The 15,441-nt window shown below is 64.1% G+C and carries 11 protein-coding genes; 2 read left to right on the top strand and 9 right to left on the bottom strand.

From position 1 onward, the window contains the following. Positions 1–45: 45 nt before the first annotated feature. The 5 genes from FR728_RS15835 to FR728_RS15815 all read right to left on the bottom strand — a co-directional run bounded on the left by FR728_RS15835 (position 46) and on the right by FR728_RS15815 (position 9,474). Positions 46–1,650 (bottom strand): ABC transporter substrate-binding protein, encoded by a 1,605-nt coding sequence (locus FR728_RS15835; RefSeq protein ID WP_149893715.1) that lies wholly within the window; start codon positions 1,648–1,650, stop codon positions 46–48. A 341-nt stretch (positions 1,651–1,991) separates the two neighbouring features. After that, positions 1,992–3,485, bottom strand: a complete 1,494-nt coding sequence (gene glpK, locus FR728_RS15830; protein WP_149893714.1) for a glycerol kinase GlpK — start codon at positions 3,483–3,485, stop codon at positions 1,992–1,994. 72 nt (positions 3,486–3,557) lie between these two features. Next, positions 3,558–5,078, bottom strand: a complete 1,521-nt coding sequence (glpD, locus tag FR728_RS15825; RefSeq protein WP_149893713.1) for a glycerol-3-phosphate dehydrogenase — start codon at positions 5,076–5,078, stop codon at positions 3,558–3,560. 193 nt (positions 5,079–5,271) lie between these two features. Beyond that, a complete protein-coding gene (locus FR728_RS15820; RefSeq protein ID WP_149893712.1) occupies positions 5,272–7,701 on the bottom strand; it encodes a mechanosensitive ion channel domain-containing protein in 2,430 nt (809 codons plus the stop codon). A 213-nt stretch (positions 7,702–7,914) separates the two neighbouring features. After that, complete coding sequence (locus FR728_RS15815; RefSeq protein WP_149893711.1) at positions 7,915–9,474, bottom strand: aldehyde dehydrogenase (NADP(+)); 1,560 nt, start codon at positions 9,472–9,474, stop codon at positions 7,915–7,917. 221 nt (positions 9,475–9,695) lie between these two features. On the opposite strand from FR728_RS15815, the gene FR728_RS15810 reads away from it, so the two are divergent. Beyond that, positions 9,696–10,805 carry a DUF2336 domain-containing protein gene (locus FR728_RS15810; protein WP_149893710.1) on the top strand — a complete coding sequence of 370 codons (1,110 nt, stop codon included), beginning with the start codon at positions 9,696–9,698 and terminating at the stop codon, positions 10,803–10,805. A gap of 19 nt (positions 10,806–10,824) precedes the next feature. Here the strand turns inward: FR728_RS15810 and FR728_RS15805 are convergent, their stop codons facing one another. The 3 genes from FR728_RS15805 to fliI form a co-directional block, all read right to left on the bottom strand. Beyond that, positions 10,825–11,256 (bottom strand): paraquat-inducible protein A, encoded by a 432-nt coding sequence (locus tag FR728_RS15805; RefSeq protein ID WP_149893709.1) that lies wholly within the window; start codon positions 11,254–11,256, stop codon positions 10,825–10,827. Between the two features lie 178 nt (positions 11,257–11,434). Beyond that, positions 11,435–11,845, bottom strand: coding sequence for a flagellar export protein FliJ (gene fliJ / locus FR728_RS15800; protein ID WP_149893708.1), 411 nt, complete (start codon positions 11,843–11,845; stop codon positions 11,435–11,437). Between the two features lie 28 nt (positions 11,846–11,873). Next, positions 11,874–13,199, bottom strand: a complete 1,326-nt coding sequence (gene fliI / locus FR728_RS15795) for a flagellar protein export ATPase FliI (protein WP_149893707.1) — start codon at positions 13,197–13,199, stop codon at positions 11,874–11,876. A 375-nt stretch (positions 13,200–13,574) separates the two neighbouring features. Here fliI and ctrA point away from each other — a divergent pair, with 375 nt between their 5' ends. Beyond that, positions 13,575–14,267, top strand: a complete 693-nt coding sequence (gene ctrA / locus FR728_RS15790) for a response regulator transcription factor CtrA (protein WP_149893706.1) — start codon at positions 13,575–13,577, stop codon at positions 14,265–14,267. Between the two features lie 123 nt (positions 14,268–14,390). Here ctrA and FR728_RS15785 read toward each other — a convergent pair whose 3' ends face one another. Next, on the bottom strand, positions 14,391–15,389 hold the full coding sequence (locus tag FR728_RS15785; protein WP_377175378.1) for an MBL fold metallo-hydrolase: 999 nt from the start codon (positions 15,387–15,389) through the stop codon (positions 14,391–14,393). Positions 15,390–15,441: the final 52 nt, after the last annotated feature.

The following is a 15,441-nucleotide window of genomic DNA, read 5'->3' as shown; positions in this document are numbered from 1 at the left end:
AACGCCGGCGAGGAAGCCTCGCCGGCGTCTGAGGTGGGAGCGCTTTTACTCCGCGATGTCCACGCCGTCAAACCAGTGGCCACCCAGCGGGTCCATGACATAGCCGGACACCTTGGAGGACATGGGCATGAAGACGGTGGAGTGAGCGATGGTCGCCCACGGAGCTTCCCGCTTGAAGACAACCTGAGCTTCTTCATAAAGCTTGGTGCGCTCTTCCTTGCTGGAAACGACCTTGGCCTTCTGGATCAGGGCTTCGAACTCGTCGTTGCACCACTGTGCACGGTTGGAACCGCCCACACCGTCGCAGCCGAGCAGAACGGCCAGGAAGTTGTCCGGGTCGCCGTTGTCACCGGTCCAGCCGAGCAGGACGGCGCCGTCGCGGTCTTCGGCCTTGGAACGGGACAGGTATTCACCCCATTCGTAGGACACGATTTCCACGTTCACGCCGATCTTGCCGAAATCGGCCTGCATGACTTCAGCCATACGACGGGCGTTCGGGTTGTACGGACGCTGAACCGGCATGGCCCAGATCTTCATGGACAGGTCGGTGACGCCGGCGTCGGCGAGCATCTTCTTGGCCAGTTCCGGATCGAAGGCATCGTCTTCGACAGCGTCGTTATAGGACCACATGGTGGGCGGGATCGGGTTCTTGGCGGCAACGCCCGAACCCTGGAACACGGCGTCCAGAATGGCCTGCTTGTTGATGGCGTGGTTCAGCGCCTTGCGGACTTCCGGCTTGTCGAACGGAGCCTGCTTGGTGTTGTAGGCCAGGTAGCCAACGTTCAGACCCTGCTGTTCCATCATGGTCAGCGAGCTGTCAGCCTGGATGTCGGCGATGTCGGCCGGTGCCGGGTACGGCATCACGTGGCATTCGCCAGCCTTCAGCTTCTGCAGGCGAACGGCTGCATCCGGGGTGATCGCGAAGATCAGGTTGTCGACCGGCTGCTTGCCACCCCAGTAGTCAGCGAAGGCTGCGTAGCGGATGACGGCGTCCTTCTGGTAGCCGACGAAGGAGAACGGACCGGTGCCGACCGGCTCCTGGTTCAGCATTTCCATCTTGCCGGCGGAAGCCAGGGCATCGGCATATTCGGCGGACATGATGGACGCGAAGTCCATGGCCAGGTTCGCCAGCATCGGAGCTTCCGGACGCTTCAGCACGAACTTGACGGTGTAATCGTCAACCTTGACCATGTCCTGGATGAGGTCCGGCATGGACATGCCGTTGAAGTATTCCCAGGAAGCGCCTGCGGTGTACTCGTACCAGGGGCTCGTTGCGTCCTGCTGACGCTTGAACGAGAAGATCACGTCATCGGCGTTGAAGTCGCGCGACGGCGTGAAGAAGCTGGTGGTGTGGAACTTGACGCCCTTGCGCAGGTTGAAGGTGTATTCCAGCCCGTCTTCGGAAACTTCCCAGCTCTCGGCGAGGCCCGGCTGCACTTCGGTGGTGCCGCGCTTGAATTCGACGAGACGGTTGTAGATCGGCTTGGAAGAAGCGTCGAAAGTGGTGCCGGCGGTGTAGAGCGCGGCATCAAAGCCTTCCGGAGACCCTTCGGAGCAATAGACCAGGGTCTTGGCGGATGCGCCGGAGGCGGCGATCACGGCAAGGCTGGCACCGAGAAGGGTGGCCTTCAGCGACTTAGTGATATTCATCAAACTGTTCTCCCCTTGATGAAGCTCCCCGGAGGCCGAATTCGGAAAAACGGCAGTTCTCTGCCCGGGGCATGCCAAACTAAGTCCGTTTTTTCGCCTAAATCAATAGGCGAAACATTCCTAAATTTACGGATTCAGGGAATTTTTATTATCAGGGAGAGCGTGATCGGGAAATTCGCTAAGGGGTTAATTTTGCGATTACGCAAAACCATTTCCAAGTTGAAGATATTTCAGAGACTGAAAAATACTTCACAGACCTTTCAGTCCGCCAATCTTGTCCAGGTTCCGGACAGGTCTTCCGGAACCTGGACCAAGTTGTTTCAACGATGTGGCCAGTCCGGTCAGACCAGCGCTCCACGGGTCCGGCGCACCGCATCCTGCCAGCCACCGAGAAGCCTTGTTCTCACATCTGTGCTCATCTCCGGAAGGAATCGGCGATCCAGACGCCAGTGGGCGGAGAATTCTTCCATGCCGGGCCAGACCCCGACATGCTGGCCCGCCAGCCAGGCGGCCCCCAGGGCGGTGGTCTCCAGAACCTTCGGCCGGTCGACCGGGGCATCCAGGATGTCGGCGAGGAACTGCATGGTCCAGTCGGACGCGGTCATGCCGCCGTCGACCCGCAGCACGGTTTCCCCGCTCGACGCCCAGTCCGACTGCATCGCCGAGATCAGGTCGCGGGTCTGATAGCCCACGCTTTCCAGCGCCGCCCTTGCGAAATCCGCCGGCCCGCTGTCACGGGTCAGGCCGAAGACCGCACCGCGCGCTTCCGGATCCCAGTAGGGCGCCCCCAGGCCGACGAAGGCCGGCACCAGATAGAGCCGGTCCCGCCCGGCGGCCTGTTCGGCCAGCGCCTGGGTCTCGCCGGCCTTGGAAATGATCCCGAGCCCGTCGCGCAGCCACTGCACCGCAGCGCCAGCCACGAAGATCGAGCCCTCGAGCGCATAGGTCGACTGGCCGTTGAGCCGGTAGGCCACGGTGGTGAGCAGGCGGTTCTGCGAGGCCACCGGCTGGGTGCCCGTATTGATCAGCGCAAAGCAGCCCGTACCATAGGTCGACTTGACCATGCCCGGCTTGAAGCAGGCCTGACCCACAGTCGCCGCCTGCTGGTCGCCGGCAACCCCTCGGATCGGAATTTCCGCGCCGAAGAGATCCGCCCGCGCCATGCCGAAGTCATCGGCGCTGTCCAGCACCTCGGGCAGCATCGCGACCGGAACATCGAGAAGACCGCAGAGCTCCGCGTCCCAGCGGTTCTCATGGATGTTGAAGAGCAGGGTGCGCGACGCATTCGTCGCATCGGTGACATGGCGCGCCCCGTCGGTGAGGTTCCAGATCAGCCAGCTGTCCACCGTGCCGAAGGCCAGTTCGCCGGCCTCGGCCCGGGCGCGGGCACCCTCCACATTGTCGAGGACCCAGGCGAGCTTCGTGCCGGAAAAATAGGGGTCAAGCAGCAGGCCGGTGCGGCTCGTGAACAGGGCCTCGTGACCAGCGGCCCGCAGGCTTTCGCACAGGGCCGCACTGCGCCGATCCTGCCAGACGATCGCCCGGTAGACGGGCTTGCCGGTCTTGCGGTCCCAGACGACCACCGTCTCGCGCTGATTGGTGATGCCGATCGCGGAAATGTCGGCCGCGCTCAGGCCGGCCTTGTCGAGCGCTGCGCGGCAGACCCGGACCGTGCTCTGCCACAGATCATCCGGCTCGTGTTCAACCCAGCCCGACTTCGGAAAATGCTGGGTGAACTCCTCCTGTCCGACCCCGCACACATCCATGTCCCGATCGAAGACGATCGCGCGGCTGGAGGTCGTGCCCTGGTCGATTGCCAGAATGTGCCCCGCCATGAATTCCTCCCCTGTCATGCACCGGATACCGGGCCCTTCCCGGCCCGGCTCCGCTCTTGTTGCTGGTTCAAGTTATGCGGCGTCCACCCGCGTGGCGGCAAGCCGCTCCTCCACATATTCCTGTAGCGCGCCGGCCTCCTCCACCGTGAGACGCAGGCCGAGCTTGGTCCGTCGCCACAGGATGTCCTCGGCGCTGCGCGCCCATTCCCGGTCCATCAGCCAGTGCACTTCGCGGGCATGCAGCGTCGCCCCGAAGTCCCGGCCCAGATCCGCCACGGCCCGCGCATCGCCCAGCACCCGCCAGGCGTCGAGCCCGTAGAGCCGGACCAGCCGCTCCGCATGGGCCTCGCCCAGGAACGGATAGGCCGCACGAAGGCCGTCTCCCAGATCGCCACGCGCGTCGACGGAGAAATCGCCTCCCGGCAGCGGCACGTCCCCGGTCCAGCTGCAATCCTCGACTGGGATCGCGGAGCCGAGACGCGCCATCGCCTCCTCGGCCAGCTTGCGATAGGTCGTGATCTTGCCGCCATAGACCGAGAGCAGCGGTGTCCGCCCCTTGTCGGTCTCCAGATCGAGCACGTAGTCGCGCGTCGCGGCCTTGGCGTCCTCGGCGCCATCATCCACCAGCGGGCGCACACCGGAGAAGCTGTGCACCACATCCTCCGGGCGCACCGGCCGGCGCAGATACTCGCTGACCGCCCGGCAGAGGTAATCGGTCTCGTCCTGCGAGATCCGCACCTGGCTCAGGTCTCCGCCGTGATCCACGTCGGTGGTGCCGACGAGGGTGAAGTCCTGCTCGTAGGGAATGGCAAAGACGATCCGGCCATCGCCATTCTGGAAGATGAAGCAACGGTCATGCGCAAACAGGCGCGGCACCACGATATGGCTCCCGCGCACCAGGCGAATGCCCTTGCCCGCACCGGTCGATGACATCTCGCCTGCCATGCGGTCGACCCAGGGTCCCGCCGCGTTGACCAGGGCCCGCGCCAGCACCTCGCGACGCTCTCCGGTCACGGCGTCTTCCAGGACGATCCGCCAGCGTTCCCCGTCCCGTTTCGCGCTCACGCAACGCGTCCGGGTGAGAATGCGCGCCCCGCGATCGGCCGCGTCCCGGGCGTTGAGCACCACAAGGCGCGCGTCATCGACCCAGCAGTCGGAATATTCGAACCCGAAACGAAACCCCGGCTTCAGTCCCCCCGCGAGCGTCCCCTTGTCGAGGCGCACCCTGCGGGTGGCCGGCAGCCGCTCGCGGCCGCCCAGATGGTCATAGAGGAAGAGCCCGAGACGCAGGAACCAGGCCGGCCGCAGGCCCTTGTGATGGGGAAGGACGAAACGCAGGGGCCATGCGATATGCGGCGCGATCTGCCAGAGAACCTCGCGTTCCTTCAGGGCTTTCCGCACCAGAGAGAACTCGTGATACTCGAGATAGCGCAGGCCGCCGTGGATCAGTTTGGTCGAGGCAGACGAGGTGGCGCCCGCCAGGTCGCCCATCTCCACGAGAAGGGTAGAAAGGCCACGGCCCGCCGCGTCGCGCGCAATCCCGGTTCCGTTGATGCCCCCGCCGATCACCACGAGATCGTATTCGGCTGTCATGACGTCTGAGCTCCTGAGCAAGGTGTGACCGGGGTCTTCCCGGCTCCTCCACCGGTCCGTTACCGGACCTGTCCCCCCTCGGGCCGGAGCCTATTACGAAAATATCCGAAATTCAAATCATGCGCAGCGAACAAAAACGAAAGGCGGCCACGGGGCCGCCTTTCCTGGGTTTTCGGATCTGATCAGAAGCGGATCAATCCTCGTCCTGATCCGGAATGTCGATGTCCGGCTTGTCCTGGGCCCCGGTCGGGCCCTCCGCGCCGTCATCGTCATCGGGCGTGGACGCCATCCGCGAGCCGCTCTGATCCACCACGGTGGACGGCGCCGAATGGTACATCACCTGCGGGAAAGGGATCTCAATGCCGCGCTCGTCAAAGACCTCCTTCACGAACTCGTTGTAAGCGCGACCGGTGGACCACTGGTCCCCCGGCAAGGTCTTGATCCGCACGCGCAGATTGACGGAACTGTCGGCAAAGGCTGTCACCCCGTGCATCTCCAGATCATCGAGGATCTTCGGCGCGAAGTCCGCCTCCGCACGCAGCCGGTCGAAGGCTTCCTGAAGCGCGGCCTTCGCCTTCTTGATGTCCGTGTCATAGGACACGCCGATCACCGCCACATGGTAGGCGAAGTCGCGCATGAAGTTGGACACCGTGTCGACCGAGGAGAACGGCACGATATGGGTCGTGCCATCGATGTCGCGCAGGCGCACCGACCGCACGGTCAGCCGCTCCACCACACCGGTGGTGCCGCCGACGGTGACCACATCGCCTTCGTTGATCGCATTCTCGATCTGGATGAAGGCCCCTGTGATGATGTCCTTCACCAGCGTCTGGGCACCGAAGGAGATGGCCAGACCGACGACCCCGGCACCGGCGATGAGCGGGCCGATGTCGACGCCGATCTCCGCCAGCGCCAGCAGGCTGGCCATCACCAGGATGACCACCGTGAAGGCATTGCGGAACAACTGGAACAGGGTGCGCACCCGCGCCGTGACCACATAGCCCGCGTGTTCGCGCAGGCGCAGGTCGATCCAGGCCATCACCGCCAGCCAGATGCAGAAGGAGACCACCACCACGAGGAAGGCGGAGAAATAGCGGCCGATGAAGAGCTGACCCGCGTCGCTGCTCACCCAGCTGACGAAGGGCACCGCACCCCAGACATCAAGCAGCAGCAGCACCGCCGTCACGAAGACGAGGAAGCGGAAGATCTTCAGGATCCGCGGCACGAAGGCATTGACCCGCCCCTGCAGGGCCGGAAGCTTGGTGCGCACCTCTTCCGGCAGGCGGATGCCGCCGGTGATCGCCCGGGTGACGATGGCGGAGAACAGGAAGCCCGCCCCGACGATCAGCACCGAAAGGAGCGTGGAGCGCATGGTGATGGTGAAGGCATCCAGCGGCCGGGACAGCCAGATGAAGAACACCACCAGCACATAGACCGAGGCCAGAAGGTCCCAGATGCGCGAGACGAAGAGCATCGCGCGGCTGCTCAGCTCGCCGGACAGGGTTTCCGCATAGGCGCGAATGCCACGGCGTACCGGCGCACGGTTGGCCCGGATGAGCAGCAGCAGATAGATGAAGACCGCGAAGACGATCAGGAACTTGACCGTGTTTCCAACCGCAAAGGAAATGCTCACGTTGGCGATCGGCACGGCCAGCATCACCCCGTAACCGAGCCAGAGCGTGACGCCGATCAATCGGCGGCACCAGTATTTTGCGGTCTCGTCGCTCACCGGCAGAAGGCGCAGGGCGCCGCGCACAGGGGCGAAGATCATCCGCAGGCCGATGGCAAAGAGATGGGTCAGGAAGAAGGCGTTGAGGGCGAAAGTCTGAAACTGGGTCAGGTGCTCGGAGAAGCCGAGCCCCTCATACAGCGCAACGGCGCCGGCAGCCAGCGCGCCCAGGACAAGTGTCAGACCGTCGAGAAGGAGGAACGGCACCACATATTTCAGGCGCCACAGGAAATGCCCCCGGCTGGAAGCCGGAGCCAGCCGACGGTACAGCAGACCGACCAGCCGCTGAAGCAACCAGAAGACCACCGTAGCCGTGGCGATGATCTCCACCACCTGCCACAGGGACTCGGTCAGGCGCGACCAGCGCAGGGACACATCCCCGTTGGCGATGACCTCAAAGCCGCGCAGGAAATGCCGCACACGCTCGACCACCACCATCGTCTCATCGACGAGGATGCCCGTATACTTGCCGAGCTGCACCGCCAGCGGAACGGAGGCCGCGGTCTCTTCCGCAGGCGTGTCGGCCGCCTCCCCTGCCGTGTCGCCGGACGCCGGAGCGGACGGATCGGTATTGGCCGGGGCCGCAGTCTCGGCCGAGGCCGGAGCCCCCGTCTCTCGTGCCTTCAGCGTCTCGATCAGCGCCGCACGGCCTGCCGGATCTTCCAGCAGGCGGATGAGCGCATCGGCCGCATCCGCAGAGCTGGCCGCATCCGTCGCCTCACCGGAGGCGGCACTGGAAGAGGTTGCCTCGACCTTGTCCTGCGACGCCTTGCTCGACGCGCTCGACATCAGGGCGTTCAGCGGAATCCCCTGGGCATGGAGAGCCTGAGGCGCGACGATCAAAAGGGTGAGAAGAAGGGTGGCAAGGGCGGGAAGCAGGCGCTTTCGCAACATCCGGAGGTCCTGGGCAAATTCATCGGCTTGGCGGCCTTGTTGCCGCCTCTGTCGCGCCCGTCGGGAGACAGGCGCAGTCGGGCAGATAGAGCAAGACCCTCGTGAGGCAACGTTCCAAGAACGCTCTCGGTTCCCCGCAACCAAAGCAGTTTTTGCAGCGAAAATGAAGAAGGCGGCCGAAGCCGCCTTCCGGAAGTCATGTGTTTTCCGCAGTCAGCGGCGGGTTCCGTTGTCCAGAACCGGGGTCGCCGCATCGTCCTTGAGCGCTGCCGGTAGCATCTCCTGCAGGAAGCCCTGATAGGCGACCGGTCGCAGGAAGCGCTCGATGGCCTTGGTGCCGACCGAGGTGGAGCGCACGTCAGTGGACGCCGGATAGGGACCGCCGTGCATCATCGCATGGCAGACCTCGACACCGGTCGGATAGGCGTTGCGGATCATCCGGCCGACCTTGCGCTCAACCACCGGAAGAAGCGGATGCACCGCCTCGAGATCGGCGTCCTCCATGATGAAGGTCGCGGTCAGCTGGCCTTCCAGCGCGGCGGCAACACGGGCGACTTCATCCGCATTGGCGCATTTCACGATCACCGCGGCCGGGCCGAAGACCTCGTCATGCAGATCCGGGTTTTCCAGCCAGACGGCAGCCGTCGTCTCGAAGACCACCGGAGCCACATCGCAGCCTGCGCCCTGGGTGCCGCTGACCTTCACCTCCACCACGCCGGAGGCCTGACGGGCCTCGATGGCAGAACGATAGGCCTTGGCAATGCCGGCGGTCAGCATGGTCTGGGCCGGAACGCCGCCCAGCGCGTCGCAGGCGCTGGCGGTGAAGGTGGCCAGATCCGGACCGTCGAGCGCGATCACCAGACCCGGGTTGGTGCAGAACTGGCCGACGCCCATGGTCAGGGACTGGGCCCAGCCCTTGCCGATCTCATCAGCCCGGGCGGCAAGGGCCGCCGGCATCAGGAAGGTCGGGTTGATCGACCCGAGCTCGCCATAGAAGGGGATCGGCTCGGGGCGGGACACCGCCAGATCGAAGAGGGCGCGACCGCCCCGCAGCGAGCCGGTGAAGCCGACGGCCTTGATCAGCGGATGCTTGACCAGTGCGGAACCGGACTCGATGCTGGCGCCCTGCACCAGACCGAAGGTACCCTTGGGCATGCCGGTCTTCTCGATGGCGGCGCGGATCGCTTCGGCGACGATTTCGGCGGTGCCCGCATGGGCCGGATGACCCTTCACCACGACCGGGCAGCCAGCCGCCAGAGCGGAGGCGGTGTCACCGCCGGCGGTGGAAAAGGCCAGCGGGAAGTTGGACGCGCCGAAGACGCCGACCGGGCCGATGGCCTTCAGCACCAGGCGGATGTCCGGGCGCGGCAGCGGCTGGCGGTCGGGCATGGCGCGATCGATGCGCGCGTCGAAGCAGGAACCGTCCTCGATCCAGTCGGCAAACAGCTTGAGCTGTCCGGTGGTGCGGCCGCGCTCGCCGTTGAGCCGCATGGCGGGAAGCGCGGTTTCCTTGCCCGCAACCTCGGTCAGCTGCTCGCCGCGGGCCTCGATCTCCTCGGCGATGGCGCGCAGAAACGCGGCGCGCTCGGCCGGCGTCGTGGCGCTGAAGGCCGGGAAGGCGCGCTCGGCGGCTTCTGCGGCAAGCGCGACGGTGGCGGCATCCGCGTCGCAGACCTGCGCCTGCAGAACCTCACCCGTGGCCGGAGCAACGGTCTGGAAGACCCCGCCGCCTGCAACCCATTCCCCGTCGATCAGATGCTTGCCGGTCAGCATGACGCAACCTCCATAGTCGATAACTGAAAGTAGACGGCTCCTCACCCCGACCAGAGGCAGGTCGCCAAATCCGAATGCTGCATAGGGAGTTTCATGTGCAGAGACGGATTGCAAGGTGCGTACCTCAAAATACTGACAGAATTACGGGTAACGTTCCCTTTAGTTTGAATGTCTAATTTGACGAGATTGAAGCGTTGGCGGGAACGCTCTCGGGGACAGGAATGCTGACATCGCTGAAGAAGCTCTCAAGGAGTGCTCCGCCGGAGGTCTGGGGAGAGATCCTTCTGGACGTTACCGGTCTGGTGATGCGCAGCAGCACGCCCATGTCCGAGCGCGAGCGCGTGCTCTTCGGCGAGATCATCCGCCTGCTCTATGACCGGTCCGAGCAGAAGGACAAGCTGCGCCTGTCCCGCAAGATCTCCCGCTATGCCGGCACACCGGCGCCCCTCGCCCGCCATCTCGCCGAGGAACCGATCATCATTGCCCAGCCCGTGCTGGAACATTGCCCGGTCTTTTCCCAGCGCGATCTCCTGGAAATGGCCCAGACCCTCGAGGATCCCTATCTTCAGTTCCTGGCCCGCCGCCGGGATCTGGGCGAGCCGGTCTCCGATGTGCTCGCCCATCGCGGCACCCGCACGGTTCAGCGGCTTCTGGCCGGGAACCGGCACATCCACCTGTCCCCCGCGACGCTGCGCTTTCTCGTGGAGCAGGCGGTCAGCGACGCGGTGCTGCGCGAGGACCTGACCCTGCGCCCGGACCTGACCCCCGGCGTCTGCAAGAAGCTGCTTCCCCAGGTCGACAAGGCCGGCAAGCAGCGCCTTCTCGCCATGATCGAGGGGGTGATGGGCAAGGACGAGCTGGAAGCGCTCGTCCGCCTGCGCGAGCTCCGCCGCAAGCACGGCAGCAAGCTGGACGTGCCGGACCCAAAGGCCCTCTGGCTCTATGCCCAGAAGGAGGACATCCCCCTCGACGACCTGATCCAGCTGCTGCTCCAGGACAACCGGCTGCCGCTCACAACCGACCTGCTGGCCTATCTGGCACGGATGAACCAGTCGGATGTGCGCAACGGCATCTTCCGGGGCAACGCCCGCCTGATCATCGACATCGCCCACAGCCTGGACCTCAGCGAGCGTACCTTTGCCGCACTCGCCCGCAGCCGCTGCCAGGCCCTGAAGATCCCCCTCACCCAGGCGGTGGGATGGATCGAAGCCTATCGCGACCGGGAAAAGGATGCCGTCCCCCGCCATCCGCGCCGCGGCGATGGCAGCTTCTCGGCCCGTCGGCCAATCAAGCCGCGCCGCCGCCGCACCTTGCGCGCCTCGCCTCTCTGAGGTGCCGGATGACGCTAGCTCACTCCTTGCAGAGCTGCGCCGCAACCGCTGTCCCCAGCGCCGCGATCCCGTAGAACCAGAGCCCCGGCAGAACGCTGGCCGCCGCCAGTCCCGAGGTCTTGGCCGCAAAGACCACCAGCGCGACCACCATCACGTCCAGCATGGACCACTTGCTCAGGCCCGAGAGCAGGACAAGCGAGCGGCTTTGCCGCCCGGCGAGCAGAACCACATGCAGCAACAGGATCTTGCAGGCCGGCAGGAGCAGGGAGAACGTGCCCACCAGAAGGGCCAGCCCCATTTCCCCGTCGATCCACAGGCCATGCAGCATGCCGATCAGGGAGGGACGTTCCTGGAAGAAATACAGCCGGTCGAACCGCAGCAGAGGCAGGGTGATGCCCAGCGCGAAGGCGAAGGTGGAAACCGGCAGAAGAAGGGAAAGAAGCAATCGCATGAAGGGCCGTCGGCGCGCGGATCGGAAGGGATCCGGGACCCTAGCACAGATCTGCCGGGGAAGAAGCCGAGGCCGCAGACTGTGCCATTCGGAATGGCACTTCAGGCGCCATCAGCGCCTGAAGGAGGTCGGGTCTGCAAGGACCGGAAAGGGTCAGGAGAATTGAACGCGGGGAGCGTTACTTCAGGGCGTGGGCCCGGCCGGCGATCTCGTCCATCTGGTCCTGCTCGGCCAGTTCCTGAGCGGTGCGCTCGCGCTGCTGGTCACGTTCTTCCAGCTGCTCGAACTTCTTCAGCTCCTCGATCGCCTCGTTGAGCTCGTCACGCGCCCGCTCCAGCTGATCATTCAGCTCATGGGCGGAATTGCGAAGATTGTCCCGGCGGGTCGCAGCGGCCTTGGCGAAGGTCGGATAGGCGAAGTGGCTGACATCGGTGATCCCGACGCGCTCCTGTTCGCTCTTGATCTGGTCATCCAGTTCGTCGGCCATGCGGTTGAATTCCGCAATCATGCTTTCGATCTGGCTGAGCTGACGACGCTTGTCGTCGACCTGGAAACGCTTCAGCCGAATGAGACTCTCACGGGTTTTCATCACTCAATACTCCCCTTGCCGGATCACATTATCCCGGAGTCATTTCCAAAAGGTTGGCAAGACGCGAATAACCCTCTTCCAGGGAAGTGGCCTCGTCTTTCCATTGAGTGAGGAAGGTTTCGAGCGGCTCGTGCCGGCGGATTGCCTCGTCCACTGTCGGGTCCGAGCCCTTGCGATAGGCGCCCAGCCGGATCAGCTCCTCCATGTCGGAGAAGGTCGCCATCAGCTGCTTGGCCTTGCGCAGGACCGGCAGCTGCGCCTCGGGCACGCAGCGCGGCATGGTGCGCGAGACCGACTTCAGCACGTTGATGGCCGGATAGCGCCCCCGCTCGGCAATGGCGCGCTCCATCACGATATGGCCGTCCAGAATGCCACGCACCGCATCGGCCACCGGCTCGTTATGATTGTCGCCTTCCACCAGAACCGTGAAGAGCCCGGTGATCATGCCCTTGCCGACCTTGCCGGGCCCGGCCCGCTCCAGCAGGCGCGGCAGCTCGGTGAAGACGGTGGGTGTATAACCCTTGGAAGTGGGCGGCTCGCCGACGGACAGGCCGATCTCTCGCTGGGCCATGGCAAAGCGGGTAATGCTGTCCATCATGCACAGGACGCTCTGGCCATCGTCGCGGAAATGCTCGGCCACGGTCATGGCGAGATAGGCGGCCTGCCGGCGCATGAGCACGCTCTCATCGGAAGTGGCGACCACCACCACGGAACGGGCCAGCCCCTCCTCGCCCAGATCGTCCTCGATGAATTCCTGCACCTCGCGGCCACGTTCGCCGATCAGCCCGATCACGGAGACGTCGCAGTCGGTGTTGCGCGCCAGCATCGACATGAGCACGGACTTGCCCACGCCCGATCCGGCGAAAATGCCCATGCGTTGCCCCTCGCAACAGGTGACGAAGGTGTTGAGCGCGCGCACGCCCAGATCGATCGGCCCGCCAACCCGTGAACGCTCGGAAGCCGGCGGAGGGTTGGTTCTCAATTTGCGAGGCGAACCGCCACCGGGAAGATCTCCTTTACCATCGATCGGTTCCCCAAGGGCATTGATGACCCGCCCAAGCCATTGATTGGACGGATGAACCACGCTCTCACGTGCCGTGACCGTCGCCTTGCAACCCATCCGCACCCCCTCCAGGTTGGAAAAGGGCATGCACAGGGCATGGCCATCGCGGAAGCCGACCACCTCCGCGGGAACGGGAGGATTGCCCTCCCCGCTGTCGATCATGAGTCGCGAACCGACGCTCATTTCGTGCACGGGACCGGCAATTTCGACCAGGAGACCCTGCACGGCAGCCACCCGACCGTAGATTTCGGTCGCCATCAGCGAATCAATCTCGGCAAAAAGTGACTTCACCTAAAATTCTCCGCTCAGTTTCGCCACGTTGGTAACCGATCGTTTACATCTCTGCTTAATCTTAATGAAGGGATCGTTGACAGGCGAGAGCCTTTGAAGGGTCGACAACGGCTTTTTGAAAACGAATCTGAAAGGAGTCACTTAACGGGGCTTCTTAAAGTGGAGCCTTAACTCGCTAGATAGGCAGTTTTTGCCTATGTCTCAGTGGGTTAGTGCTTGTGCACAGATTCGTTAACAGAGAGCTTGCCGCTACGGATTAGATTTTGTTAACCATAACTCAATTAGCTTTGAGTCGGGGTTAAGGCAGTCCTTCGTAGCAGGCACCGACAACAGCCGTTGCGACTTGCCCAGGAAAGGCAACACAAGGGGATTGGCATGCGTGTATTGTTGATTGAGGATGACAGCGCTACAGCACAAAGCATTGAGCTGATGCTGAAGTCTGAGAATTTCAACGTCTACACGACAGATCTTGGCGAGGAAGGCATCGACCTCGGCAAGCTGTACGATTATGACATCATTATGCTGGACCTCAACCTGCCGGACATGTCCGGGTATGAGGTTCTGCGCACACTCCGAGTTTCCAAGGTCAAGACGCCGATCCTGATCCTCTCCGGCAACGCCGGCATCGAGGACAAGGTTCGCGGCCTGGGCTTCGGCGCCGACGACTACATGACCAAGCCGTTCCACAAGGACGAGCTGGTGGCCCGCATCCATGCGATCGTGCGCCGCTCCAAGGGTCATGCCCAGTCCGTCATCGTGACCGGAGACCTGAAGGTCAACCTGGACACCAAGACCGTCGAGGTCGGTGGCCAGCGCGTGCACCTGACCGGCAAGGAGTACCAGATGCTGGAGCTCCTTTCCCTGCGCAAGGGCACGACCCTGACGAAGGAAATGTTCCTGAACCACCTCTACGGTGGCATGGACGAGCCGGAACTGAAGATCATCGACGTGTTCATCTGCAAGCTGCGCAAGAAGCTGGCAGCCGCCACGTCGGGCAAGAACTACATCGAGACCGTCTGGGGCCGCGGCTACGTGCTGCGCGAACCGGAAATCGAAGCCGCGGCCTGAGCCGCGCCTCGAGACGTCTGCAGGACCCCCGCCGTTGTGCGGGGGTTTTTTGTTGCCCTCGGCACGAATAAATATGGGGCCGACGGCCGCAGCCGTCAGCCCCGCTTCCTTGTCCTGTCTGGCTCAGAGATCGAGCTGATAGGTCTCCGGAACATAGCGGAAGCCGCTGTCGCGGGCCTCGACGAAGCCCACCGCCGGGAACGGCATGTGATAGCCGATGAAGGGGATCCGGTCCGTGGCCAGCATGTCGAGCACCTTCCGGCGCGTCGCGGCAGCCGCCGCCTTGTCCATGTCGAACCGCACTTCCCAGTCCGGATAGCCGAGCGACCAGACATAGTGATTGGCGGTGTCAGCGGCGAGCAGAAGCTGCTGGCCATCGCTCTCGACCATATAGACCATGTGGCCGGGCGTGTGCCCGAAGGCGGCGATGGCGGTGATGCCGCTGACGACCGAGCCGCCGTCCTCCAAGAAGGTTATCTTGTCGGCCAGGGGCTTCACCTTGGTGGCAAAGGGCTTGGCGCCGCCGTTCTGCTCCGGATCCTGCGCCGACCAGGCGTCGAACTCCTTGGCGCCGGTCACGTAGCGCGCATTCGGGAAGGTCAGACCGCCCTCGCCGCTCAAGCCGTTCACGTGGTCGCCGTGCATGTGGGTCAGAACCACGGTCGTCACATCCCCGGCGGAATAGCCTGCGGCTTCGAGAGCCAGAACCAGATTGCCGCGGCCCGGACGGGCGGCTTCGCCGTTGCCGGTGTCGAAGAGGATCACCTCGGAGCCGGTGTTGATCACGGTCGGCGTGAAGAAGTTCTTGAACTTGTCGAGCGGCAGGAAATTCGCCGTCGTGACCTCGGTGAACTCCTCGGCCGGAACATTCATGGCGAAGGTCTTCTGCGGCTCTTCGAACACGGCCGCGCCGTCCAGCAGCGTCAGGACCTCAAAGGAGCCCACCTGATAGCGCGCGAAAGGCAGGGCAACTCCACCCGCCTCGGCAGCGCCCTCGGCGGCCTGTGCGCTTCGCAGACCACCCAGCGGCGACATCCCGGTGGCGGCCATCCCCCCACCCAGGGCCAGAGCGCCCAGGGCTGCACGGCGCGACATTTCGATCTTCACGGATCCCATCGTCATGCTCTCCTTGTTGTGCGGACCGGACGGACCTCTTCCGTCCGGATCGTCCCGG

Source organism: Roseibium aestuarii (genome assembly GCF_008477545.1).
Taxonomy (GTDB): domain Bacteria; phylum Pseudomonadota; class Alphaproteobacteria; order Rhizobiales; family Stappiaceae; genus Roseibium; species Roseibium aestuarii.
This window is presented reverse-complemented; position numbering and strand designations above follow the sequence as displayed.

Excerpts from the sequence above, each read along its gene's own strand:
- FR728_RS15805 (WP_149893709.1), bottom strand. The coding sequence starts at position 11,256 with ATGCGATTGCTTCTTTCCCTTCTTCTGCCGGTTTCCACCTTCGCCTTC.
- FR728_RS15810 (WP_149893710.1), top strand. The coding sequence starts at position 9,696 with ATGCTGACATCGCTGAAGAAGCTCTCAAGGAGTGCTCCGCCGGAGGTC.
- ctrA (WP_149893706.1), top strand. The coding sequence starts at position 13,575 with ATGCGTGTATTGTTGATTGAGGATGACAGCGCTACAGCACAAAGCATT.
- glpK (WP_149893714.1), bottom strand. The coding sequence starts at position 3,485 with ATGGCGGGGCACATTCTGGCAATCGACCAGGGCACGACCTCCAGCCGC.
- FR728_RS15835 (WP_149893715.1), bottom strand. The coding sequence starts at position 1,650 with ATGAATATCACTAAGTCGCTGAAGGCCACCCTTCTCGGTGCCAGCCTT.
- FR728_RS15815 (WP_149893711.1), bottom strand. The coding sequence starts at position 9,474 with ATGCTGACCGGCAAGCATCTGATCGACGGGGAATGGGTTGCAGGCGGC.
- fliJ (WP_149893708.1), bottom strand. The coding sequence starts at position 11,845 with ATGAAAACCCGTGAGAGTCTCATTCGGCTGAAGCGTTTCCAGGTCGAC.
- FR728_RS15820 (WP_149893712.1), bottom strand. The coding sequence starts at position 7,701 with ATGTTGCGAAAGCGCCTGCTTCCCGCCCTTGCCACCCTTCTTCTCACC.
- FR728_RS15785 (WP_377175378.1), bottom strand. The coding sequence starts at position 15,389 with ATGACGATGGGATCCGTGAAGATCGAAATGTCGCGCCGTGCAGCCCTG.
- glpD (WP_149893713.1), bottom strand. The coding sequence starts at position 5,078 with ATGACAGCCGAATACGATCTCGTGGTGATCGGCGGGGGCATCAACGGA.